Source organism: Rhodoferax sp. (assembly GCF_030653815.1).
GTDB lineage: Bacteria > Pseudomonadota > Gammaproteobacteria > Burkholderiales > Burkholderiaceae_C > Rhodoferax.
Genome location: NZ_JAURYQ010000033.1, coordinates 1 through 23743 on the forward strand (window position 1 = coordinate 1; position 23743 = coordinate 23743).

The window sequence follows — 23743 nt, forward strand, 5'->3', positions numbered from 1 at the left end:
TACCAGAGCAGGTAGTCGTCGTCGAGCTTTTGTTCAAGCCGCTCGGCGAGTCGGCGCTCGCCGCTGGTCATGCGTGAGGCGCAGGCACCCAGCGCGGGTATGAGGCTTGCCATGATGTTCCCGTCCCTGAGAAGTGATGGATGGATGATAGGCCATTACCCCGGCGCTTTTAAGTGGCGCTGCTCAGTGCTGATGCCCGTGCGCCCCATGTACATGGCCGTGGGCCAGTTCCTCGGGCGCCGCCGCGCGCACGTCGGTCACCTTGATGCTGAAGCGCAGCACCTTGCCGGCCCAGGGGTGGTTGCCGTCGAGCAGCACCGTGTCGCCCTTGATCTTGACCACGTGGAACACCTGGTCGCGGCCATCGGCGGTGCGGCCCTGCAGTTGGCCGCCCACTTTCACGCCCGGCGGAAAGTCGCGGCGCGGCATGGTTTGCGCCAGGCTCTCGTCCCGCAGGCCAAAGGCGTCCTCGGGTTGCAGCAGCAGGCTGGTCTGGTAACCAACCGTCTGGCCGTCCAGCGCGGCCTCGATTTTGGCCAGCGTGTTGCCGTAGCCACCGTGCAGGTAGGCCATGGGCTCCTTGGCTTCTTCAATGAGCTTGCCCTGGGCGTCCGCCACTTTGTAGCGCAGGGTCACGACGGTGTCTTTTTCGATTTTCATGGGTGTTGGGTGAGGTGGATGGTTCAGTAGCGCATTCTCGCGCAACGCGGCTGGGTGGATCCGCTGTCCACTTCAGTCACTTGCTACCATTGCCGGCATGAACCCAACTGCTCGTCCGCGCATCGTGCTGGTCACGCTTAACGCGCGCTACATCCACGCCTCGCTCGGCCTGCGCTACCTGCTGGCCAACCTCGACCGGCATGGCGGCGCGGGCCTGCTCGCGCTTGCCGAACTGCGCGAGTACACGATTTCCCGACCCAAGCAGGAGGTGGTGGCGGACCTGCTGGCCACGCTGGGGCCGGCGCCAGACACGGCACCACAGATCGTGGGCTTGGGTGTGTACATCTGGAACGTGACACAAACCACCGAGGTGATCCGGCTGCTCAAGGCCGCGCGGCCCGACCTCAAAATAGTGCTGGGCGGGCCGGAGGTGAGCCATGAGACCGAGCAGCAAGCCATCACGCATCTGGCCGACCATGTGATCACGGGCTGGGGCGATGTGAGTTTTGCCAAGCTGTGCCGCGCGCTGCTGGACGGCCCGCAGCCGCTCATGAAAATCATCCCCGGCGAGCAGCCGCCGCTGGCCGAGCTGGAACTGCCCTACGCCGAATACAGCGCGGCCGACCTGGCGCACCGGCTGCTGTACGTGGAGGCCTCGCGCGGTTGCCCGTTCAAGTGCGAGTTTTGCCTGAGCGCGCTCGACAAGACCGCCTGGGGTTTTGAGCTGGACCGGGTGCTGGCGGCGCTCGATGCTTTGTACCAGCGCGGCGCGCGCACCTTCAAGTTTGTGGATCGCACCTTCAATCTGAAGATCGACCATTCGGTGCGTATCTTGCAATTTTTTTTGGAGCGCATTGCGAGCCAAAACGCTGGCCTCTTCTTGCACTTTGAAGTCATCCCCGACCATCTGCCCGAGCGCCTGCGGGCCATGCTGGCGCAGTTCCCGCCGGGGGTGCTACAGCTGGAGGTGGGCGTGCAGACCTTCAACGTGGCGGTGCAGCAGACCATCTCACGGCGGCAGGACAACGATGCCACCGAGGCCAACCTGCGCTGGCTGCTGGCGCACACCCAGGCGCACCTGCACGTCGACCTGATCTTTGGCCTGCCGGGGGAAACACTGCAAAGTTTTGCCGACGGCTTCGACCGGCTGCTGGCGATAGGCCCGCATGAGATCCAGCTCGGCATCCTGAAGCGCTTGCGCGGCGCGCCGATTGCCCGCCACAGCACAACCCATGGCATGGTTTACGCGCCCGAGCCGCCCTATACCGTGCAGCACACCGCCGTGGTTGACGCCGCCACGCTGCAGCGTTTTGGCCGCCTGGCGCGTTACTGGGAGCTGCTGGCCAACTCGGGGCGTTTTGCGCAAACGCTGGCGCTGTTGCTGCATCCGCCCGCGGTCGACGGCCGCGCTGGGGTCTCGCCGTTCTGGTGTTTCATGGCGTTCTCTGACTGGCTGTGGCAGCGCCAGGGCAGCACGCACCGGCTGACGCCCGAGGCGCTGGTGGATGCCTTGTTTGACTACCTCAGCCAGCATCTGCCGCAGGCTACTGTGCGCCAGGCCCTGCTGGCGGATTACCTCGCCAGCGGTGCGCGAGCCAACCCGAAGGCGCTGCACGGCTTGTTGCCGCGGCGCACCGTGTCAGCGGCCAAGGCCGGCCGCACGCTGGCCACCCGGCAGGCGCGCCACTCTAATCAGTTGGGGTCAGAGCACGTCGCTACGCGAGTGGTCTGACCCGCAAGCCTAAACTTCATCCCAGTCCTTCCAGTCCACCGAGTGGGTGGTCCGGTACAGGTTGACCGCATAGCCCACGGTGGGGGCAAAAATGTCATGGCCGATCAGGTCCAGCGTGCCGTAATTTTTCAACCGGTCCTTGACCTGGCCCTTGAGGCCGGCGAACCACAGTTCGATGCGCTGCTCTGTCAAGTCCCGGTGCAGCTTGACCAGTGTGTCGGCGGCGGTGATGTCGATGTCGGTGATGGCATCGGCCACCACCACCAGGCGCCGCGTGGGCGTGGGTGCTGCGGCAATGGCGCGGTGCACCTGTTCCTGAAAAATCTCGCCGTTGGCAAAAAAGAGTTGGGCATCCCAGCGAAACAGCACCAGGCCGGGTACGCGCCGGCCCTCGGGGTGGCGCGAGATGTCGTGGTAACCCTTGGTGCCGTCCACCCGCGCCAGCACGGCAAAGTACGGGTGCCAGGCGTTCCACAGCAGTACCAGCATGGCCAGCGCCAGGGTGATGAAAATGCCTTCCATGACGCCAATCAGGGCCACGCCGACAAAGCTGGTCAGCGACAAGGCGAATTCCACCTTGCGCTGCCGGTACATCTGCCGCATGCCCGCCACATCGGCAAACGACAGGCAGGCCACGATCACCACCGCGCCCAGTACCGCGCTGGGCAGGCTTTGCAGCCATTCGGTGCCCGACACCAGCAGCAGGGCAATGGCCAGCGCCCCCACCAGCCCGGTCACCTGCGTTTTGGCTCCGGCGGCTTCGGCCACCGGCGTGCGTGAGGCGCTGCTGCTGATGGAAAAGCCCTGGAACAGTCCGGTGCTGATGTTGGCCAGACCGAGCGCCACCATCTCCTGACTCTGGCTGACCCGGTAGCCACCGCGTTGCGCCAGCGCACGCGACAGCACGCTGGTATCGGTGAACGACAGCAGCGAAATAATGACGGCGCCGGGCAGCAACTGCCGCACGTCCTGCCACGACACCGCCGGAAACTGCCAGTCCGGCAGGCCCTGTGGCAGGCGCCCCAGGGTGGACAGATCGGCGGTGTTGGCCAGGTCAAACCCGGCCGACACCGCCGTGGCCAGCAGCACCACCAACAACAGGCCCGGCCAGCGCGGGCGTAGCCGCGCCAACAGCAATATGAGCGCCAGACTGACGCTGCCAATCAGCAGTGCCACCCCGTTGCCCTGGCCGCTGGACACACTCGCCAGCAGATGATGCACTTGGTCTGGCAGGTCACCCGCCCGGGAGGGAATACCCAGTATTTTTGGCAATTGCCCGACCAGCACGGTCAGGGCGATGGCGTTTAAAAAACCAATGCGAATCGGTTTGGACAGCAGGTCGGCCAGCAGCCCCAGACGGGCCAGCCCGATCAGCATCGAGCACAGGCCCGACAAAATGGCCAGCATGCCTGCCAGCAGCACGGCGCGCTCCACACTGCCGGCAGCCATGGGCAGGATCAGCGCCGCAATCACGGCGGTCAGGGTCGAATCGGGGCCCAGCACCAGGATCCGGCTGGGGCCAAAAATGGCGTACACGATGAGCGGAATGATGGTGGCGTACAGACCATGGACGGCCGGCAAGCCCGAGGCCTCCGCATAACCCATGCCCACCGGTACCAAAATGGCAGTGAGCGCGAGCCCCGCCATCAGGTCGGGCAGCAGCCAGGCTTTTTGGTAGTGCCGCAAGGTGCTCAGGCCCGGTGCCCAGCCGGTCGGCCAGCGGATGTTTTTCCAGTGGATGGGCGCCACATCAGGCTCCTGCGGCGGGAGGCCGGTGCGGGGATGAAGCGAAAGCGGTGGTCATGATTGACGCCAAGTTTACGACCCGGCAGGCCTGCCGGACTGTGCCTGTCCCGTTACCATGATGGTCATGAAAAAGAACGTCCTGTCTTCCCATGCCGCCTGCCCCTGTGACAGCGGCCTGGCCTATGGCGATTGTTGCGGCCACTGGCACGCGGGCATTAAGCAAGGCGTGCACGCGCCTACGCCCGAGGCGCTGATGCGCTCGCGCTACAGCGCCTACGGGCTGGGCCTGATCGATTACCTGCTGGCCACCTGGCATCCGTCCACCTCGCCCGGCGAGCTGGAGCTGCCGCCGCTCAAATGGCTCGGGCTGGAAGTGCGTCACGCGCAGGCCACGGGCGATGCGGGGGTGGTGGAATTTGTTGCGCGTTACCGCGAAAGCGGGCGTGGCGGGCGCATGCATGAGCTCAGCCGCTTTGTGTTTGAAGACGGACGCTGGCTGTACATCGACGGCGAGCAGCAGGTGCCTGACTGAGTCCGGCGTTGGCCTTTCAGGCAGCAGGCAGCCAGAGCGTCACTGTGGTGCCCTCACCCAGCCTGCTTTCGACGCTCACTTCGCCGCCATGGATTTCAATGATCTCCCTGACGATGCTCATGCCCAAGCCGGTGCCCGGGAACTTGCCTGTGCTGTCGGCACGGTAAAAACGCTCGAAGACGCGCGCCAATTCTTCTCGACGCATGCCGATGCCGTGGTCACGCACCTCGATGCCGAAACGGCCCACGCTATGATGCACTTCCTGTAGAAAGCTCACGCTGATCGCGCCCCCGCGCGGCGAGTATTTGTAGGCATTGGAGAGCACGTTGAGCAGCGCCTGCTGAATTTTTTTCCGGTCCACCCGCACGATCAGCGTTTCGTCTGAGGTCTGTATCAACGGTGCGTCGCGACCCTCAGGCAACTTGTAGCCCATCACGGCCTCACTCACCAGCTCTTGCAGTGACAGGCGTTCCAGCACGAAGTCTTTGCCGCGGCGTGCTTCAATGCGCGCCAGGTCGAGCAACTCATTGATGATGGAGGCCATCAGTTCGGACTGGCGGAAGATGGTGGACAGCATCTCCTGGCGCTCGTTCTCGTCGAAATCCCGCATCATCAAGAGCTCGCAGTAGCCGTAGATGCTGGCCATGGGCGTGCGCAACTCATGCGCTGCCGTGGACAGGAATTCGCTCTTCATGCGGTCCACTTCGGTCTCGTGCGTGACATCACGCAGATACAAAATTTGCGACACGTTCTCGGCCTGCGACAGCCGCAGGCCGACCGCCAACACTCGATTGCCCGGGCCAGCCAGCTCGATCAGACAGTGTCGTGTCTTGATCAGTGGCATTTCCGCTTCGCCCTCACGCAGGTTTTTGCGTGCCGCACGCAAGGTAGCGACGCCGGGAAACGTCGCCTGAGGCAGACATTTGTGGGCCAGCAAACTGGAAAATTCGGCCTCGTCCAGGCCCATGATGTCGCCAGCCTCGGTGCCCGTCATGCGCAGGAAGGCGCGGTTGGCAAACGTGACCCGCAGCCCGGCGTCAAAGGACACAAAGCCGTCCGGGCTCAGATCAAAAATGGCATTCAACTGCTCGGTGCGGTCGCGTGTTGCGGTTTGTGACTGTTCCAGCTCAGCGGTTCTCAGGGTGACTTTTTCTTCCAGTGACGACTCGGAAGCGCGGACCGCGTTGACCATGACCTCAAACGCCTTGGCCAGCTGCGCCACTTCGCCGGCATTGGTTTGCGGCACGGCAATGCTCAGGTCGCCGGTCTGGGCCACACGATGCGCCGAGTCGGTCAAGGCGGTCAGCGGTGCAATCAGACCGCGCGACACGCTTCGCGCCCAGTAAATGACCAGCAGCACCAGCAGCAGGCCGGCCAGGCCATAACCCAGGCCGAGCGGAAGCAACTTGTTCCCGAAGGGTTGCAGGCGGTCCCGGGCGACCACTTCCATCGGGTAGGGCATGGCTTCGGGCCTGTCCTTGAAGAGCGCTGTGCTGGCCTGCTGCTCGGCGGCCGACCCGGCCTGCGTCTCTGGCACGTTGCCCAGCGATTGCTTGCTGCCGGTGCGCTGCAGCGCGACGCCGGTCAAATCAAGGTCCTTGGGCACCGACTGCAGGACGTCATGCAAATCAAGCTGTGTCACCACCACCCCTTCCACGGTGCCGGTGTAGCCAAAAACAACGCCTTGATAAACCGTCCAGCCGATGTGGCCATTGGCAAGCGGGATCAATTCACGCAGCGCCTTGCCATCCGTCATGGCCTGTTTGAACAGGGGGGAATCCGGGCGGCAATTCGACAGCGGTGAACGGGTTCCGGCCATCCGTGAGCCATTGATGTCGCACAGCGCCAGGCCGCTGGCGGCCGCAATCGGAAAGTTGTAGTTTTCCAGAAACGGGACCACATAGGAGTCACGCCCCTTGGAGTCGAGCAGGGCGGTCATGAACATCGGATTTTTCGCCAGCGCCGTGGCGGAACTTTCGACGACATTGATCGACGCCTCCAGGCGCTCGGCGACACGGCCGGATTTTTCCTGTAGCCGCTCGTGCTGGGTGCGGGCCTCGACCCAGTAGATGACGGTCAGCGACATCAGGGCCACCACCACAATGCTGGCAATCGCAATGAATGCCGCCTGCAGGGCAAAGGTATTGGCCAGGCTGGAAATGCGCCAGCGCCTGAGCGCGGTGAGCGGATTTTGCAAGTTCACAAATCCGACCTTACGGTTTTGTTTTCAGGATGGGCTCAATGGCGCCATCGTCTGCAAAACGCGCCATGAAGACTTCATTGATGCTGAGCGCGTCATGGCGCTTGGCCGTGAAGGGTTTGTCGAGCGGGCGTACCAGACCCTTGTACGGCCCCAGATTTTCAAGCGCCTGGCGCACCACGGACCGGTCGGTGGAGTTGGCCTTTTTGATCGCCAGGGCGAGCAGATGCACCAGGTCATAGGCATGCGCCACGCCAACCGGCGATGCCACCTTGCGCGGATCATCACTGCCGGTGACGGCCTTCAAGCCGGCCAGCACACCTTTGGTTTTTGGATCACTCTTGCCAATGAACGAGTAGGTCTGCACCACCGACAGATCAACGCTTTTCAGCGCCGCCCCGGACTGCTCGAAAAAATTTCCGCCGGTGATGCCCCAGTGCGCCACCAGCGGCAAGCGCTGTTCTGAAGGCAGCGAGGCCATTTCCTTGGCCAGAATGACGCCCTCCCTGTCATTGGCGACCAGGATGACCGCCTGCGCCCCCGCGTTGCGCAGCGCCTGGTAACGCTCGATCAGACTGGCATCTCCCCAGTTGTACCATTTGGACGCCACGATCTCCTGATGCGTGTCCTTGGCTGCCGTTTCTTCGGCCGCCTTGAGGCTGCTGCGACCCCACTCCGTACTGGGCAGCAGGATGCCCACTTTGCGGTGGCCCTGTTTGAGGGCATGACGCATCATGACCGGCAGGGCCCAGGAGTCCCTCAGCGACAGCCGAAACACATAGTTGGGCGTGAAATCGTTTTCCGTGATGGCGTCGGCGGCGGCCCAGGGGTCAAGCATCAGCATCTTGAGGCGGTGGATTTCGGGCAGCATCTCGACCACGACCGGGCTGTAGCGGCCACACATGACCGCCACCACGTCGGGGTCGGCCGCCAATTCGCGCAGGTTGTTCAGGGAACGCGCGGGCACCGCCCGGTTGTCGCGCTCGATGACTTCGAGCTTGCGTCCGAGCACGCCGCCCGCGGCATTGATTTCATTGACGGCAACCTGGGCACCATGACGCACCGCCTGCGCCGAGGTCGAATTGGGAATGCCGAATTCGGCGTCGATGGCAATCTTGATGTTGCCCGCAGCAGAGGCGATGGCGGTGACGAACAGCAGCGCCAACGCGAGCACAAAAGAGATCAAGTTCTTGAGGCGGGTCTTCAAAGAGAGCTCCAGTTTTTGTTGGGCAAGACGGGCTGGATGGCCGGGAGGCGTGCGCGGCTGCGCAGACCAATTGTGCCTTTAAAACCTGCGATACCGCCAGGTCGGCCAGTTGCCTTCAGGCCAACAGCCGCTTGACCAAAACAGGCGCGCTGGCAGGCGCCTGTGGCGCGATTTGCAGCAGGGTCAGGAGCGATCGGCGGGCTTGTTCCGCCGCGCCCCGGTCGGCCGCGTGCACCACAGCCAGCACCGCGCCCGCCTGCACCGCCTGACCCAGCTGGACAAACTGGCTCAAGCCCACCCGCGCGTCGATGGTGTCGCCGGCCTGGCGCCTGCCACCACCCAGCTCCACCACGGCCAGGCCGATGTCGCGCGTGGCCATGCCAGCCACAAACCCGCTATGCGGCGCCAGTACCGGCAGTTGAACCGGCGCTTTTGGTAGGTAGTGGCCGGGGTGCTCGCAGAGGTCAGTCGGGCCACCCAGTGCGGTGACCATGCGCGCAAACTGTTCCAGCGCGCGGCCACTGCGCAGGGCCGCATCGACCTGTTGCAGGGCCTGCGCGTCGTTACCCGCCAAGCCGCCCATGACCAGCAGTTCGGCCGACAAGGTGCGCGTGACTTCAAGCAGCCGCGGCTCGCGCCATTGGCCAGTCAAAAAGTCGATGGCTTCCATCACTTCGAGCGCATTGCCACAGCTGCTGCCCAGCACCTGGTTCATGTCGGTGAGCCAGGCGCGCGTGGGCAGCCCGGCACCGTTGGCCACTTGCACCAGCGATTCGGCCAGGGTGGTGGCCATGTCAAAAGAATCGGCAAAGGCGCCGTTGCCCACTTTCACGTCCATCACCAGCGCCTGCAGGCCGGCGGCGAGCTTTTTTGACAGGATGCTGGCGGTGATCAAGGGCACGGATTCGACCGTGGCCGTGACATCGCGAATGGCGTACAGCCTGCGGTCGGCCGGTGCCAGTTCCGCCGTCTGGCCAATGATGGCGCAGCCCGCGCTGTGCAGCGCCCGGTGCAGCGTGGGCACATCGGGCGCGCACTGGTAGCCGGGGATACTGGCGAGCTTGTCGAGCGTGCCGCCGGTGTGGCCCAGGCCGCGGCCCGAAATCATCGGCACCACGCCGCCACAGGCCGCCACGATGGGCGCCAGCATCAGGCTCACCTTGTCGCCAACGCCGCCGGTGGAATGTTTGTCGAGCACCGGGCCGTGCAAGTGGGCGGTGCGCCAGTCCATCACCAGCCCGGAATGCGTCATGGCCAGGGTCAGGTCAACCGTTTCCGCGCGGCTCATGCCCTTGAGGAACATGGCCATGGCCAGCGCGGCGGCCTGGCCTTCGCTCCAGGAGCCATCCACCAGGCCACGCACAAAAGCGTCGATGTGGCTGCGCGCCAGGGTCTGGCCGTCACGTTTGATGCGAATGATTTCCTGGGCCAGCATGGTGAGTTTTCAGTAAGCGCCGCGCGGTGCGGTGCTGGGTTCGCTCGCGCCAGACAACACCGCCTCGATGTCGTGCAACAGGCTGCTGGCGCCAATGCGAAAGCGCTGCGGCGTCAGGGCGGGCGCGCCGAGCAGTTCTTGCGTGAGCGCCAGGTAGGCGGCTGCCTCGGCCACGGTGCGAATGCCGCCGGACGCCTTGAAGCCCACACGGTTGCGTGCGGCAGGGCTGGCGGCAATGGCGCCGAGCAACAGGCGCGCGGCCTCCAGTGTGGCGCTGACCGGGGTTTTACCGGTACTGGTTTTCAAGAAATCAGCGCCAGCGTCCAGACTCAACTGGCAGGCACGTTTGATCAGTTCGGGGGTCTTGAGTTCGCCGGTTTCCAGAATCACCTTGAGCAGCAGGCCGGGGCAGGCGCGGCGCACGGCCACCAGCAGTTCGACGACGGCGCGTTCATCACCGGCCATCAGGCTGCGGTAGGGCAGCACCACATCGACTTCCTGTGCCCCCGCTTGCACGATCTGTTCGACATCAAGCACGGCGGCGTCGATGTCGGCCCCGCCATGCGGGAAATTGGCCACGGCCGCCACGGCAATCGTCGCTGGTAATTGCGCCCGGGCAAACGCCGCCAGGCGCGGCCAGACGCAGACCGCCGCCACCGGGCCGAACGGGCTTTGCGCGCGCCGGCACAGGCTTGCAATGTCGGCCTCGGTGTCGGCGTCATTCAAGCTGGTGAGGTCGAGGCAGGCCAGGGCGAGGTGGGCGCTGGCCTGCGGGTTGTTCAGCCATTGGGTTGGCAAAGGGGTAGTCATGAGGGGTGGTCCATCTCGGCAACGATGTCGGCCAGCAAGCGGCTGGCGGCCGCACTGCCCAGCTGCGCCTGCTGCAGGGTGTGGGCGTGGCTCAGGTGCTCGGCCGACATGCCGGCACCCAGGTTGGTGATGAAAGACAGCGCCAGCACGCGCAGCCCCAGGTGCCTTGCCAGAATGGTTTCGGGCACGGTGCTCATGCCCACGGCATCGGCACCCAGCAGCCGCAGCATGCGGATCTCGGCCGGGGTTTCAAACTGCGGGCCAAAAGCCCAGGCGTAAACGCCTTCAAACAAGCTGGCGCCCTGCTTGTGGGCCACGCGGTGGGCATGGGCTCGCAGCGCCGGGTCATAGGCATCAACCATGTTGACAAAGCGTTCGGACCCGCTGCTACCGACCAGCGGCGAGCGTTGGGGCAGGTTCAGGTGGTCGCTCAACAGCATCAGGCTTTGCGGCGGCATGTCGGCGCGCAAGCTGCCGGCCGCATTGGTCTGCACCAGCGTGTGGCAGCCCAGGTGTTTGAGTACGCGCAAGGGCTCAGTCATGCCGTCGATCGCACCCGATTCATAGCCATGCTGGCGCCCGCTCAGCACGGCCACGCGCTGCGCGCTCAGCTGCCCCAGCCACAGGCTACCACTGTGACCCGCCACACCGGTTTGCGGAAAACCGGCCAGTTCGGCGTAAGGGATCTGGATGGCATCAACGAGGTGGTCGGTCAAGCCACCCCAGCCCGAGCCCAGCACCACCGCGATGCGCGGTTGCAGATGGGGTGCGCGTTGGCGGATGGTCTCGATGGTCTTCATGGTGCGTGCTGGCAAGCGTTTTATCTGGCCTTGAGGTGGCCCGGCCCAAAGCTCTCGGGCAGCAATTGCGCCAGGGTGTGACGCGGGCCCAGCTCAAGTTCGTTGGCGCTCTGGACGATCAGATCGGGGGCGCCAAATTCACGCAACTTCTGACGGCAACCGCCGCAGGGCGTGATCCAGCTGCCCCCGTCACCGCGGCCCACCACCAGCACGGCGCGGGCCTGTCGGCCGCCGGCCAGCACCATCGCGCTCAAAGCGGCGGCTTCGGCGCACAGGCCCTCGGGATAGGCGGCGTTTTCCACATTGCAGCCCGCATGAATGCGGCCCTGCTCGTCGAGCACGGCGGCACCGACGGGATAGTTGGAATAGGGCGCATAAGCCTTGCGTTGGGCCAGGCGCGCGGTGGTTAGCAGCGCCTGCTGCTGGCTGTCGGTAAGGATGAAGCTTGGCATGGTCGCACTTTACCGCGAATGGGGGATGCGCCGAGACGCTGTGGGCGCTTGACGTCGGCCACGGTGGCACCACGCAGCCATCACGCCATGCCGATAAGCTGCGCTCCTTTGTGAAACAAGGCTGCACCACGCGGATCGAAGTGAAAGGCAGCTACAAAATCATCGTAGGTGTACCGAGGCATCAGCTTGCGCAGCGCGTTGGCATGGGCACGTGCTTCGTCAAGCGAGCCCGCCAGTGCCAGGCTGTAAGCGGCGATGCCGAGAATGTGCGCGTGCGCGTTCGGGCGCGCGGCAGCCTTGACGGCCCAGTCGGCAGCTTCCTTGAACTGCCCCAGGCGCACGAGCGCCATGGCGCGCGCACCCAGCATGCCAAACAGCAGTGGGTCGAAGGGACTGAGAAGGCGGGAGTGATCGGAGGAGGAAATGGCGGCATGCGGGTCACCCGCTTGGGAATGCACAAACGCCAGCGTGTAATGCGCCAGCGCAAAGCTCGGGCTCAGTTCGACCGCTTGCCCCAGTTCAACAACAGACTGGTCATGGTGCCCACGCAACCAGAGCGCGCGACCCATGGCCCAGTGTGCTGCCGGGTTGCGCTCATCGACGATGAGGCTTTGGCTGGCTGCTTCATAGGCCTGATTGACTTCCGGTTCACGCGCTGCCCAACCCTGGAAGGCGTTCTGGAAATGCGTGAATGACAGCCCTGCGTAGGCCCGTGAGAAAGTTGGATCAAGGCGCACTGCCATTTCGAAAAAGTGCCTTGCTCGTTGGTTATCTTCCTTGCTGAAGCGGTACATGTGCCACAGGCCGCGGTGGTGCGCCTCCCACGCATCCAGCGAGTTTGGCGGACGCAGAATGGCGCGGTTGCGCTCGGTCATCTCGATTTCGCTGGCAAGGCACGCCACGATCTTGTTGCCAATCTCGTCGAGGACGCTGAGTGCGCCGTCCAACTTGTGGCTTAGCACCTCGGTCCAGATGATCCGTGCTGTGCGTGTCTCTTCGAGCTCAACCGTGACGCTGAGGCTCTGGTCGCGACGCAGCACCGAGCCGCTCACGACGTAGTCGACCTTCAACAGCCTGCCCGCTTCTTGCGGGCTCAGTCGACGCTCATGCAAGGAGAACACGGTGCCCTGTGCGATGACGAAAAGGCTTCTCATCTGGGCGAGGCGGGCGATGATGTCGTGGGCGAGCGCGTCGGCAGTGCCGCCGCGTGCATCGGTGACGGGGGAGAGATCGGCAAAGGGCATCACCGCGATGGAGGCCCGGCGGGGACCCGTGCTCGCAGCGTCGACAAGTTCGCCGGCTGCTGGCGCAACAGGCAAGGCCTGGGACGGGTCGTGCGCCTGCACCTCTGCGACAAAGCGGTAGCCTCGCCGGTGAACGGTTGCGATGTATTTCTGTTCCTGCCCGCTGTCCCCCAGGGCCTGACGAGCTGCCTTGACGCAACTGCTCAAGGTCGACTCGGTCACCACCTTGCCAGCCCACAGTGCGTCAAACAGCTCCTGGCGGGTGACGATGCGGTGGCGCTGCCGTGCCAAACAGACCAGCAAGTCGAACACCATGGGCTCGACCAGGCGCAGCTGACCATTGCATCGCAATGTGAACAGACTGGTATCGAGCTCAAAGCCCCTGAAAGTCAGCAGCACGCGCCACCCTTCTGGAAAAAAGCAAGCCAAATCTTACGGCAGTAACCCATCCCCAGCAAATCTTCACAATACCTCCATCGCATCTCCAAGCCACAGAGGACGGGTTTCGGTATCTTTGCCACCAGAGAACGGCCGCAAGCGGGTCTGATCTCGCAACGCCCTTAACCTGAAAGGAATCCATCATGTCCCAAACTCTTTATCAACGCCTGGGAGAATCCGAAGGCATTGCCCGTATCGTGGAAGACGTGATGGCGAACCATCTGGCCAACCCGCTTGTCAAAACCCGATTCGAGAACATCAAGGATCTGGAGCGCGCCAAGCGCATGGCGCGTGAATTTTTTGGCGCAGGCTCCGGCGGCCCCGCCCCCTACACGGGCAAAGACATGGTGGAGGCCCACAAAGGCATGAACATCAGCGAGCAGGAGTACCTGGCAGCGATGGACGACATCCTTGGCGCCATGGATAAAAATCATTGCGACGCGCAAACCAAGAACGATGTGCTGGCCATTCTGTACTCGCTGAAGGGTCACATCATTCGCGTTTGACACGTCGTCAGCCGGGCTGGCGAAACAATTGTCATGGTGTCGACCCCGCCTGGCGCATGGCCTGGGCCATCGCCGTGTGCCCACGGGCGTCCAGCGTGTCGGCGGCACCCCGTCGATCGGGCACTTCCCGGTTTTGACTGAGTTTGAGCTTGCCCACCAGCGAGGTGATGGCGATCTCGAGGCCCACCACGTTGCGCAGCATGGTGTCGATGAACTCCGGCGCGGAGTCCCCCATTTTCCAGGGCTTGGGCTCAGCGGCTTCGTGGCTTCGCGTGAGCCGGGCCACCACGCGACGCACAAAGCGCTCGTCGTCATGCGCGGTGAGCGTGCCGTGCACATGCACCACCTCGTAGTTCCAGGTCGGGACCTGGCGATGTGTCTCATGCTTGCTGGGGTACCAGTTGGGCGAGATGTAGGCCTCGGCACCGCGAAACACGACCATCACCGGCGTGCCTGCGGGGCAACGTTGCCAAAGCGGGTTGGCTCGGGCCACGTGCGCGATGAGGGTGCCGTGCGTCCCCGCGTCCGGGTCGTGCTCGAACGGAAGGTGTTCGGCATCCAGGCCGGCACTTCCGTGGGTGACCAGCATGCCCAGCGGATGCTCGCGCATGATGCGTTGCAGTGCTTCGGGCCGGGTTTCAGCAAAGTGGGCGGGAATGTACATTGTGGACCTTGGAATGGATCAGGACGAAATTATTCACCAGTCTGGTCGTCCTTGCCTTTGCCGGTAACATCCGGAAATCACGCTGCAGGAGGTTTCAGTCATGCCAGTTGTCGTCGTTGCCAACCCCAAGGGAGGTGTGGGCAAGTCCACCCTGTCCACCCAGATTGCTGGCTACTTTGCCAGCCAGAACCACGCTGTGATGCTGGGCGACGCCGATCGTCAGCAGTCGAGCAAACTCTGGCTGTCACTGCGCCCGGAGCAGGCGCGGGCCATTCGCAGTTGGGAACTGGGCAACGACCAGATTGCCAAACCGCCCAAAGGCACCACCCATGTGGTGCTGGACACCCCCGCCGGTCTGCACGGCAAGCGTCTCAAGGAAATTCTCAAGCGGGCGCACAAGGTGGTCGTGCCCTTGCAGCCCAGCGTGTTTGACATCTTTGCCACGCAGGATTTTTTGAATGAACTGGCGGAAAGCGCACGCGCTGCCCAAATAGACGTTGGCATTGTCGGCATGCGGGTGGACGAGCGCACCCGCGCCGCCGAGCAATTGCACACCTTTGTGGAAGCCACCGGCCTGCCGGTGCTGGGCTATGTGCGTGACACGCAAAACTACGTCCAGCTGGCGGCCCGCGGCCTCACGGTGTTCGACCTGCCTCCCGGGCGCGTGGCGCGGGACCTGGCCCAGTGGCAAGCCATTTGTCGCTGGCTGGATCAGTAGCAGCTTGAGGTTTCTTTGCTTTAATCAGCGTCTAGTCCGGATAAGGTGGTGGGTTTTGATAAATCCAACAAACGATGACTTTTTTGGTGAATGGTCTGCACGAGATGATTCAAAATCAATGCCATCACACCGGCTATACAAGCGCCCGTGCGTTTTGCAAAAATTGTAAAAATGGGCTTTAGCCTATATCGAGACTGCGTAAGCAGCTATTTAATTGATAAAGGATTGAGATGCACCCCAGCTTGAAAATTGACGCCGATACGCTGGCACGCTTCTGCCAGATGCGGCGTATCCGCCGCCTGGCTTTATTCGGCTCGCAACTCAAAGGGCATGCGCGGCCTGACAGTGACATTGATTTGCTGGTGGAGTTTGAGCCAGAGCACGTGCCGGGTCTGCTGGGGGTAGCCAACATAGAGCTGGAGTTATCAGACCTGCTTGGTGGGCAAAAAGTTGATCTGCGCACCCCCGGCGATTTGTCGCGCCACTTTCGTGATGAGATCGTCCGTACAGCACAGGTGCAATATGCAAGCTGAAGACAGGGTACGTATCCTGCACATGGTCGAGGCTTGTGAGGCATTGCTGCGCTTTACCGCAGGGCGGGAGCGCAATGCCTTGGCCTCGGACGAGATGCTGTTGTTTGCTGTGGTGCGAGCCGTAGAAATTGTTGGCGAGGCCGCCAGCAAGGTTACCCAGGAAACGCGTGATAAGCATTCGCACATTCCATGGCGTGCCATCGTTGGCATGCGTAACCGGCTGATTCATGCCTATTTTGAAATTGACATCGACATGGTCTGGGTGGCCGCCACCGAAGAGATTCCTGTGCTGTTATCACAACTGCGGCCGCTGGTTACCGCGTAAATCCCCACCTCAATGGCTTTTTGACCGGCCAGCACGTTGGCTAATGCAATCAACCCAAATCCAGTGAAAGCGTGTGGGCGAGATTTTGAGAATTTGTGTTTTGAAAGGTGGTCGCAATGCTCTACCTCCTCACCCCAAATGTTTGCCCACAATCCCGGCCAGCTCGAACATCGTCACCTGCGGCCTGCCAAACACTGCCAGCAGTTTGTCGTCGGCATTGATGGCGCGCTTGTTGGCGGCGTCCTGCAAGTTGTTGGCCTTGATGTAGTCCCACAGCTTCTTGATGACCTGGGCGCGCGCCACCGGCTCGGCGCCAATCACCGCGGCCAGGGCGGCGCTGGGCGTTGAGCCCGCGCTGCCTGCCGCGGGTGCTTTGCGTGGCGTTTTAACGGCGGGCGCCTTGGCCACTTTTTTGGCCGGTGCTTTCACCGCTTTTTTCGCCGCTGCAGCCTTGGCTGGCGTGCCTGCTTTGGCTGCCACCGCCGCTTTGGTCAGCGGTGTGGCGGCGGTTTTGCGTGGCGGGAACTTGCTCGGGGCAAACTCAAAGTTCACCTTGCCTGCAGCCGGGTCCCAGGCCAGCATGGCTTTGAAGGCGCGCCGCGTGCGCATCGAGACAAACTTGTCGAGCAGATCGGTTTTGCCGGTGCTCAGCAGCTTGATCATTTGCTCGCGCTCGACGGGTTGCTGCAGGATGATCTGGCCAGTCTTGAAGTCGCAGCTGGGTGTGGCCTGGGCATCGGTCGGGACCGACTTTTCGCAGACGTAGTTCTTGCCATGCTCAAAGACACCCGCACCGCATTTGGGGCAGGCACCGAGGCTGGTTTGCTTTGAAAAGTCGATCAGTTCACCGGATTCTTCGCCAGCCTTGTCGTCGCCAAAGTCGAATTCCAGCTTGTAGTTCTTGGTTTCTTCGTCGAACTTGATGACCATCTCGGCGGTGAATGGCCAACCCGCTTTGGAGCGGAAACCGCTCAGGGGGCCGATTTTGCGCTCGCGCAAGAACTGCTCGACCTCGGCCAGCTCAAAAGTCCGGCCCGCCGGGGTCTTGCCAAACGAGAAACCGCAGCCGTCGCTTTTGCCATCGGCGCCGGTGCAGGCGTAGCGGCGGTAGTTTTCTTTCACGACGCCGCCACAGTTGGGACAGGGCGTGTGCAGCGTGGCATAGTCGCCCGGCACCGTGTCGCGGTCGTATTCCTTGGCTTTTTTGACCATGCGCTCGGTCATGGCGGCAATCTCGGCCATGAAGGTTTCGCGTTTGAGTTTGCCGTGCTCCATTTGCGCCAGCTTGAACTCCCATTCGCCGGTGAGTTCGGCTTTGGTGAGCTCCTGCACATCCAGGCCGCGCAACAGCGTCATCAGCTGGAAGGCCTTGGCGGTCGGGATCAGCTCGCGGCCCTCACGCAGCATGTAGACCTCGGAGATCAGGCCCTCGATGATGCTGGAGCGCGTGGCGGGCGTGCCCAGGCCTTTTTCCTGCATGGCCTCGCGCAGCTCGTCGTCTTCCACGGTTTTGCCGGCGCCTTCCATGGCGCCGAGCAGGGTGGCCTCGGTGTAGCGCGCTGGCGGCCGGGTTTTCAGGGCCTTGGGGTCGACCGCTTCGGCCTTGACCCGCTCGCCGGGCGCCACCGGCACCAGGTTGCCGCTGTTTTTGTCACCGTTCTCAGGCTGCTCGGCAGCGGCTTCCTTGCCGTAAATCGCCAGCCAGCCCGGTTTCACCAGCACCTTGCCTTCAGTCTTGAAGTTGTGCCCTGCGGCGGTGCTGACTCGGGTGGTGATCTGGTATTCGGCGGCCGGGAAAAACACCGCCATGAAGCGGCGCACCACCAGGTCGTAAATCTTTTGCTCGGTCTCGCTCAAGCCGTGGGGGGCCTGCAGCGTCGGGATGATGGCAAAGTGGTCGCTGACCTTGGCGTTGTCAAAAATCCGTTTGCTGGGGCGCACGTAATTGTTGTTGAGCGCTGTCAGGGCGTGCGGCGCCAGGTGTTTCATGCCGCTGTCGGCCAGCATCTCGAAGGTCTGCTTGACCACCGGCACATAGTCTTCGGGCAGCGCGCGCGAGTCGGTCCGCGGGTAGGTCAGGGCCTTGTGGCGCTCGTACAGGCTTTGCGCAATCGACAGCGTGGTCTTGGCAGAAAAGCCGAATTTACCGTTGGCCTCGCGTTGCAGGCTGGTCAGGTCGAACAAGGCCGGTGACACCTGTGTGGTGGGTTTGCTTTCCTCGGTGACCGTGGCCTGCTGGCCACGCACGGCGGCGGCTATGGTCTCGGCTTCGCGCTGGCTCCAGACCCGGTCGGCCTTGAGTTCGGCGTCCACCTCGTCGTTGCCGGCAGCGGCATTGGCGGCCGCGCGTTTCCAGCTGGGGTCAAACCATTTGGCCGGGTAGTCACCGGCCTGGGCGGCAAACGTGGCGTGGATTTCCCAGTAGTCGCGGCTAACGAACTTGCGGATTTTTTCTTCGCGTTCCACCACCACGCTCAGGGTGGGCGTTTGTACCCGGCCCACGGTGGTCAAGAAGAAACCGCCGTCGCGCGAGTTGAAGGCCGTCAGCGCCCGCGTGCCGTTGATGCCGACCAGCCAGTCGGCCTCGCTGCGGCAGCGCGCGGCATCGGCCAGCGGTTGCATTTGCGCATTGGTGCGCAGGTGTTGGAAGCCGTCGCGAATGGCTTGCGGCGTCATGCTTTGCAGCCACAGGCGGCTGACCGGCTTGCCCAGCGGCTTGGCGCCGCCGGCGTACTGCTCGATCAGGCGGAAGATCAGCTCACCCTCGCGCCCGGCGTCGCAGGCGTTGATCAGTTGGCCCACGTCCTTGCGCTTGGCCTGCTTCACCACCGCGTTGAGCCGGGTCTTGGTCTTGTCGACGGGTTTGAGGTCGAAGTGCGGCGGAATCACCGGCAGGTGGGCAAAGCTCCACTTGCCGCGCTTCACGTCAAAGGCTTCGGGCGCCTGGATTTCCACCAGGTGGCCAACCGCGCTGGTCACCACATGGGTGTCGTTTTCAAAATGCTCGTCGTGCTTTTCGAACTTGCCCGACACAGGGGTCAGGGCGCGCACGATGTCTTGGGCGACCGAAGGTTTTTCAGCAATGATCAAGGTTTTCATCTGACTACAATCCATTTTCTCGCGCTCGCACGGGCGGGCGCACACAGGCAGGTACGCACACGCGCACCCATACGAGTCCACGATACCAAATTTTCAAGCGAGTCAAAAAAGTGCCGACAAATCCCCGCCGACTCCAGGTCCGTCGCTCCGGCATTCATGGCAAGGGGGTCTATGCGGTGCAGGACATTGCCGCCGGCGACACCCTGATCGAATACGTGGGCGAGATCATCAGCTGGGAAGAAGCCCAGGCGCGGCACCCGCACGATCCCGTCAACCCCAATCACACGTTTTATTTTCACATTGACGAAAGCCGCGTCATTGATGCGCTGTATGGTGGCAATTCGTCGCGCTGGATCAACCATGCCTGCGAGCCCAATTGCGAGGCCGACGAACAGGACGGCCGCATTTTCATCAAGGCCTTGCGCGACATCGCCGCCGGTGAAGAGCTCAACTACGACTACGGCCTGATCATCGAGGAGCGCTACACCAAAAAGCTCAAGGCCGAGTACCCCTGCTGGTGCGGCGCGGCCAGTTGCCGGGGCACCCTGCTGGCACCCAAGCGGCGTTGAACGATGACCTCCCCTTCTACCGCCCCCATTCGCTGGCCTGCCGAGGCCATCTGGGAGGCCGTGGCCCCTGTGCTGCCGGGTTTTACCGTGGAGGTGCTGCCCGAAGTCGATTCGACCAATTCCGAACTCATGCGTCGTGCCCGCGCTGGTCGCCTGGAGCCCGTGCTGCTGGTGGCCGAGCAGCAAACCGCCGGCCGTGGCCGCATGGGGCGGCAGTGGCACAGCGGTGCGCAGGCGGCGGGCCAGCGCGGCCAGGCCTTGACGTTTTCACTGGGCCTGAACCTGGCACCGGCCGACTGGTCGGGCCTGTCGCTGGCCGTGGGCTTGAGCGTGGCGCAAAGCCTGCACCCGGACATTCGCCTCAAATGGCCCAATGACCTGTGGTGGCACGACCGCAAATTGGCCGGCATCCTGATTGAGACCGCCAATTGGGGCGAGCTCAGCGCCAGCCGCTATGTGGTGATCGGGGTCGGCATCAACCTGGCCACCCCTGACGCCACCGGGCTGTCCACTCCGCCAGTCGGCCTGCGTGAGTTGTTGCCCGAGGTGGACGCAGCACAAGCGCTGTTCAGCATTGCGGCCCCGTTGGTGCAAACCGTGCAGCGCTTCGAGGCCCATGGCTTTGCGCCGTTTCAGCAGGCCTTCAACGCGCGCGACGCGCTGGCGCAGTTGCCGCTCACACTCAGCGATGGTGTGCACGGTGTGGCCCAAGGGGTGGACGCGGCTGGCGCCCTGCTGGTGGCCACTGCACAGGGCATGCAGCGTGTCACCAGTTCCGAAGTCAGTGTGCGCGTGCAACAAGGCCCGGCCTATGTTCACTTATGACTTTTTTTGAGCGCCAGGCATGATGGCCCGCACCTTGGTCTGGCTGCTGCTGCTGCTCAATGTCCTGTATTGGTCGTGGGCCCAGGGCTGGCTGCTGCCTTATGGTTTTGGCCCCTTGTCACAACGTGAGCCGCAACGTCTGGCGCAGCAAATTCTGCCGGACGCCATCACGCTGGTGAGCCAGGCCGACGCCAGGCGTAATCCTGTGGCGGTCGCGCCTGAAGAACTGCTGTGCCTGCAAACCGGGTTGTTGGACGCGGCCCAGGTTGGCGCCCTGCGTCCTTATCTGGCAAGCGCATGGCCAGCCGACAGTTGGGTTTTCGAGCCGGCGCCAGGGGCGCGTCTGCGCCTGCCGGCGCTGAACGCCGCGCTGCAAGCCCGCGTGCCTGAGTTCAGCACTGTGGTGCCTGACGTCGTGTTTGAAACCTGCCCCGAGCCTGAAGCCAAGCCTTAGGCAGGGTCGGCCGCCAGTGCGGTGAAGCGCACCACAAAGCGGGCACCCGGTGGTGTTTGGCCCGGGTGGTTTTCTTCCAGGCTGACGCTGGCCTGGTGTTGCTGGGCAATTTCAAGAACGATCGGCAGGCCCAGGCCGGAGCCATCCGCCTCGGTGCCCAGGGCGCGGTAAAAGGGCTGGAAAACCAGCTCGCGCTCGGCTTCGGGCACGCCGGGGCCGGAGTCTTCCACCTGCAGCACCAGGGTGTGACCAAAGGGGTCGGTGAGCACACGCGCCGTGATCACCCCCGGCTTTTCCAGGCTGGAGGGTGTGTAGTTGATGGCGTTGTCAACCAGGTTGCGCACCATTTCCTTGAGCAGGGTCGGGTTGCCCAGCACGGTGCAGGTGGGCGTGCCGGGCTGGGTGCCTTCGTAGCCCAGGTCGATGTGTTTATCCAGCGCACGGGGCACGCAGTCGCGCACCACCGACATGGTCAGTTCGGCCAGATCACAGACCACGCGGGGCATGGCCGAACCGTTGCTCTCGGCACGTGCCAGTGACAGCAGCTGGTTGACGCTGTGGGTGGCGCGAATGCTGGCGCGGCCAATCTGGCGCAAATAGTGTTTCAGGTCTTCGGCGCTGGCGCCCTCGCGCTGCGCGATTTCGGCTTGCATGCGCAGCCCGGCCAGCGGCGTCTTGAGCTGGTGCGCCGCGTCGGCCAGAAAACGTTTCTGGGTGGCAATGGAGTCGGTCAGGCGCAGCAGCAGGTCGTTGACCGACTCCACCAGCGGTGCCACCTCCATGGGCACGATCTGCGCGTCGATCGGGCTCAGGTCGTCGGGTTTGCGCGCGCGAATGCGCTCTTCCAGCTGGTGCAGGGGTTTGATGGATTGCACCAGCGCCAGCCACACCAGCAAGACGGCCAGCGGCAGGATGACAAACTGCGGCAGCATCACGCCCTTGACAATTTCTGTGGCCAGCACCGAGCGCTTTTCCAGGGTTTCAGCCACTTGAACCAAAGCGGGTTTGCTGCCCGGGATCGGCAGGCTCACCCACAGATAAGCCACCTTGACATCAAAACCCTTGACCACGTCATCGCGTATGCGAACTTCGTCGAGTACCACGGGCTCGATCGCTGGCGGTGGTGGCAGGTCGCGTTCGCCGCTGAGAAACTGACTGCGTGGGCCCAGCACCTGGTAGTACACGGTGTCGGAGTCGTCGGCGCGCAGCAGTTCGCGCGCCGGCCGGGGCAAGGCAAACTGGGCGCGCTCGTTCTGGATGGTGATGAGTTGCGCCATGGCCCGGACGTTGTATTCGAGCGCGCGGTCAAACGGCTTGCCGGCAATGTTCTGCGCCACCAGCCAGGTCATGACCAGGCTTAACGGCCACAGCAACAGCAGTGGCGTGAGCATCCAGTCCAGGATTTCACCAAACAGCGAGCGCTGCTCGCGCGGATTCACCATAAATTAAACGGTCTAGCCCGGAATCTTTTCCAGGCAATAGCCCAGACCGCGCACGGTGGCAATGCGGATCGGGCCTTTTTCGATTTTCTTGCGCAGGCGGTGGATGTAGACCTCGATGGCGTTGTTGCTCACCTCTTCGCCCCACTCGCACAGGCGCTCCACCAGCTGGTCTTTGCTCACCAGTCGGCCGGCGCGCTGCAGCAGCACTTCCAACAGCCCGAGTTCGCGCGCCGACAGTTCCACCATGACGCCGTCGATGCTGGCCACGCGACCGCCCTGGTCGTAAATGAGGGGGCCGTGCTTGATGGTGCTGCTGGCCGCGCCCATGCCGCGCCGGCTCAGGGCGCGCACCCGGGCTTCGAGTTCCTGCAGGCTGAAGGGCTTGGCCATGTAGTCGTCAGCGCCGTAGTCCAGCCCCTTGACGCGCTCTTCGACGCTGTCGGCGGCGGTCAGGATCAGCACCGGCAGTGATGAGCCGCGGGCCCGCAGGCGCTTCAGCACTTCCAGACCGTGCATCTTGGGCAGGCCGAGGTCGAGAATCAGCAGGTCGAATTCGGTGTTGGTCATGAGCGCGGCATCGGCCTCGCTGCCGCTGGCCACATGATCGACGGCAGCACCCGAGCTGCGCAGCGTGCGTAACAGGCCATCGGCCAGAACCTGGTCGTCCTCGGCAATCAAAATGCGCATCAAGCTCTCCTCGTTGGGGGTCAGTCGGTTGAAAATTTCTCGCTGAATCGTCGCTTTTTCTGCATTCTAGGCGGCATAGGCTTCCAGTCCGAGCGCCATCACGGTAGCCACTTGCTGACCCACCGCGTCCTGCAGTTCGGTTTGCGCTTGTGTCACGGCATCCTGGAATGCCTGCAGCCAGCTCAGGCCAGCGGGGGTGAACAGCACCAGGCAGGCGCGGGCATCGCGCAGGTCGGGCTGGCGCTGCACCAGACCCCAGGCCTCGCATTGGTCCACCAGCTTGCCCATGGCCTGTTTGCTCACCCCCGCGCTGGTCGCCAGGTCAGTCAGGCGCGAGCCCGCCAAAGCCAGGTGCCGGGTGATGTGCACGTGGGAAGCGGTCAGGTGGCCACGGGCAGCCAGGTTGGCCAGCGCCAGCGGCATGCTGTCATTGGCGGCCATCAGCGCCAACACGCGGGTGTCAAAACGCGTCGACGCCTGCGCCAGCCAGTAACCCATGTGGGTTTGGCGCCAGGGCGCGCCAAGAGAGAGGACAGTCATATTGAATATAGTAAACCAAATTGACTAAAAAACTGATTTACGACGTTAAACAATCGCTCTAAACTACTGTTCAAGCATCCAGCCTGTTGTTAAAAACAGAGAGTCAGAATTTTTCCAGGCAGATG

23 protein-coding genes and 1 pseudogene are annotated in these 23743 nt (G+C 63.3%); 9 read left to right on the plus strand and 15 right to left on the minus strand.

The annotated features are described in order from the left end of the window. Together Q7U49_RS11235 and Q7U49_RS11240 are read right to left on the minus strand one after the other, a co-directional pair. A pseudogene (locus Q7U49_RS11235) lies at positions 1-113 on the minus strand (NERD domain-containing protein); the annotation flags it as partial. Positions 114-183: 70 nt separating this feature from the next. Then, positions 184-660, minus strand: coding sequence for a peptidylprolyl isomerase (locus Q7U49_RS11240; RefSeq protein WP_304764358.1), 477 nt, complete (start codon positions 658-660; stop codon positions 184-186). A 97-nt stretch (positions 661-757) separates the two neighbouring features. On the opposite strand from Q7U49_RS11240, the gene Q7U49_RS11245 reads away from it, so the two are divergent. Further along, entirely contained in the window at positions 758-2392 is a 1635-nt protein-coding gene (locus Q7U49_RS11245; RefSeq protein ID WP_304764359.1) for a B12-binding domain-containing radical SAM protein, read from the plus strand. Positions 2393-2401: 9 nt separating this feature from the next. Here the strand turns inward: Q7U49_RS11245 and Q7U49_RS11250 are convergent, their stop codons facing one another. Continuing rightward, the gene (locus Q7U49_RS11250) at positions 2402-4141 is read right to left on the minus strand and encodes a SulP family inorganic anion transporter (RefSeq protein ID WP_304764360.1); all 1740 of its coding nucleotides are present in this window, start codon (positions 4139-4141) and stop codon (positions 2402-2404) included. Between the two features lie 121 nt (positions 4142-4262). On the opposite strand from Q7U49_RS11250, the gene Q7U49_RS11255 reads away from it, so the two are divergent. Continuing rightward, positions 4263-4670, plus strand: a complete 408-nt coding sequence (locus Q7U49_RS11255) for a YchJ family protein (protein ID WP_304764361.1) — start codon at positions 4263-4265, stop codon at positions 4668-4670. 16 nt (positions 4671-4686) lie between these two features. Here the strand turns inward: Q7U49_RS11255 and Q7U49_RS11260 are convergent, their stop codons facing one another. The 7 genes from Q7U49_RS11260 to Q7U49_RS11290 all read right to left on the minus strand — a co-directional run bounded on the left by Q7U49_RS11260 (position 4687) and on the right by Q7U49_RS11290 (position 13217). Beyond that, positions 4687-6867 carry an ATP-binding protein gene (locus Q7U49_RS11260; RefSeq protein ID WP_304764362.1) on the minus strand — a complete coding sequence of 727 codons (2181 nt, stop codon included), beginning with the start codon at positions 6865-6867 and terminating at the stop codon, positions 4687-4689. Positions 6868-6883: 16 nt separating this feature from the next. Continuing rightward, the gene (locus tag Q7U49_RS11265) at positions 6884-8077 is read right to left on the minus strand and encodes an ABC transporter substrate-binding protein (RefSeq protein ID WP_304764363.1); all 1194 of its coding nucleotides are present in this window, start codon (positions 8075-8077) and stop codon (positions 6884-6886) included. Positions 8078-8192: 115 nt separating this feature from the next. Next, positions 8193-9512, minus strand: coding sequence for a thymidine phosphorylase (deoA, locus tag Q7U49_RS11270; protein WP_304764364.1), 1320 nt, complete (start codon positions 9510-9512; stop codon positions 8193-8195). 9 nt (positions 9513-9521) lie between these two features. Beyond that, positions 9522-10322: a deoxyribose-phosphate aldolase gene (gene deoC / locus Q7U49_RS11275; RefSeq protein WP_304764365.1), complete on the minus strand. Its 801-nt coding sequence runs from the start codon at positions 10320-10322 to the stop codon at positions 9522-9524. Continuing rightward, positions 10319-11137: a purine-nucleoside phosphorylase gene (locus Q7U49_RS11280; protein ID WP_304764366.1), complete on the minus strand. Its 819-nt coding sequence runs from the start codon at positions 11135-11137 to the stop codon at positions 10319-10321. The genes deoC and Q7U49_RS11280 overlap by 4 nt, the downstream gene beginning before the upstream one ends. A 5-nt stretch (positions 11138-11142) precedes the next feature. Continuing rightward, positions 11143-11574: a cytidine deaminase gene (locus Q7U49_RS11285; RefSeq protein ID WP_304764367.1), complete on the minus strand. Its 432-nt coding sequence runs from the start codon at positions 11572-11574 to the stop codon at positions 11143-11145. A gap of 80 nt (positions 11575-11654) precedes the next feature. After that, complete coding sequence (locus tag Q7U49_RS11290; protein WP_304764368.1) at positions 11655-13217, minus strand: winged helix-turn-helix domain-containing protein; 1563 nt, start codon at positions 13215-13217, stop codon at positions 11655-11657. 182 nt (positions 13218-13399) lie between these two features. On the opposite strand from Q7U49_RS11290, the gene Q7U49_RS11295 reads away from it, so the two are divergent. Next, on the plus strand, positions 13400-13762 hold the full coding sequence (locus Q7U49_RS11295) for a group 1 truncated hemoglobin (protein ID WP_304764369.1): 363 nt from the start codon (positions 13400-13402) through the stop codon (positions 13760-13762). A 31-nt stretch (positions 13763-13793) separates the two neighbouring features. Here the strand turns inward: Q7U49_RS11295 and Q7U49_RS11300 are convergent, their stop codons facing one another. Further along, positions 13794-14426 (minus strand): FMN-binding negative transcriptional regulator, encoded by a 633-nt coding sequence (locus Q7U49_RS11300; RefSeq protein WP_304764370.1) that lies wholly within the window; start codon positions 14424-14426, stop codon positions 13794-13796. A gap of 100 nt (positions 14427-14526) precedes the next feature. On the opposite strand from Q7U49_RS11300, the gene Q7U49_RS11305 reads away from it, so the two are divergent. The 3 genes from Q7U49_RS11305 to Q7U49_RS11315 all read left to right on the plus strand — a co-directional run bounded on the left by Q7U49_RS11305 (position 14527) and on the right by Q7U49_RS11315 (position 16002). Beyond that, positions 14527-15144, plus strand: coding sequence for a ParA family protein (locus Q7U49_RS11305; protein ID WP_304764371.1), 618 nt, complete (start codon positions 14527-14529; stop codon positions 15142-15144). A 242-nt stretch (positions 15145-15386) separates the two neighbouring features. After that, complete coding sequence (locus Q7U49_RS11310; protein WP_304764372.1) at positions 15387-15677, plus strand: nucleotidyltransferase family protein; 291 nt, start codon at positions 15387-15389, stop codon at positions 15675-15677. Next, entirely contained in the window at positions 15667-16002 is a 336-nt protein-coding gene (locus tag Q7U49_RS11315) for a DUF86 domain-containing protein (RefSeq protein ID WP_304764373.1), read from the plus strand. Before Q7U49_RS11310 ends, Q7U49_RS11315 begins: the two co-directional genes overlap by 11 nt. A 129-nt stretch (positions 16003-16131) precedes the next feature. On the opposite strand, the gene Q7U49_RS11320 is transcribed toward Q7U49_RS11315, so the two are convergent. Next, entirely contained in the window at positions 16132-19101 is a 2970-nt protein-coding gene (locus Q7U49_RS11320; RefSeq protein WP_304764374.1) for a DNA topoisomerase III, read from the minus strand. An 89-nt stretch (positions 19102-19190) separates the two neighbouring features. Here Q7U49_RS11320 and Q7U49_RS11325 point away from each other — a divergent pair, with 89 nt between their 5' ends. From Q7U49_RS11325 to Q7U49_RS11335, 3 genes are read left to right on the plus strand one after another with little or no spacing between them, the layout of a single operon-like run. Next, positions 19191-19670: an SET domain-containing protein gene (locus Q7U49_RS11325; protein WP_370653996.1), complete on the plus strand. Its 480-nt coding sequence runs from the start codon at positions 19191-19193 to the stop codon at positions 19668-19670. A 3-nt stretch (positions 19671-19673) separates the two neighbouring features. Next, positions 19674-20495 carry a biotin--[acetyl-CoA-carboxylase] ligase gene (locus tag Q7U49_RS11330; protein WP_304764375.1) on the plus strand — a complete coding sequence of 274 codons (822 nt, stop codon included), beginning with the start codon at positions 19674-19676 and terminating at the stop codon, positions 20493-20495. Positions 20496-20514: 19 nt separating this feature from the next. After that, on the plus strand, positions 20515-20949 hold the full coding sequence (locus Q7U49_RS11335) for a hypothetical protein (protein WP_304764376.1): 435 nt from the start codon (positions 20515-20517) through the stop codon (positions 20947-20949). Here the strand turns inward: Q7U49_RS11335 and Q7U49_RS11340 are convergent. From Q7U49_RS11340 to Q7U49_RS11350, 3 genes are all read right to left on the minus strand, one after another. Next, positions 20946-22391, minus strand: coding sequence for a sensor histidine kinase (locus Q7U49_RS11340; protein WP_304764377.1), 1446 nt, complete (start codon positions 22389-22391; stop codon positions 20946-20948). The two genes, Q7U49_RS11335 and Q7U49_RS11340, sit on opposite strands and share 4 nt — an antisense overlap. A 12-nt stretch (positions 22392-22403) precedes the next feature. Next, entirely contained in the window at positions 22404-23078 is a 675-nt protein-coding gene (locus tag Q7U49_RS11345) for a response regulator transcription factor (RefSeq protein WP_304764378.1), read from the minus strand. A 66-nt stretch (positions 23079-23144) separates the two neighbouring features. Further along, on the minus strand, positions 23145-23618 hold the full coding sequence (locus Q7U49_RS11350) for a MarR family winged helix-turn-helix transcriptional regulator (protein WP_304764379.1): 474 nt from the start codon (positions 23616-23618) through the stop codon (positions 23145-23147). Between the last annotated feature and the right edge of the window lie 125 nt (positions 23619-23743).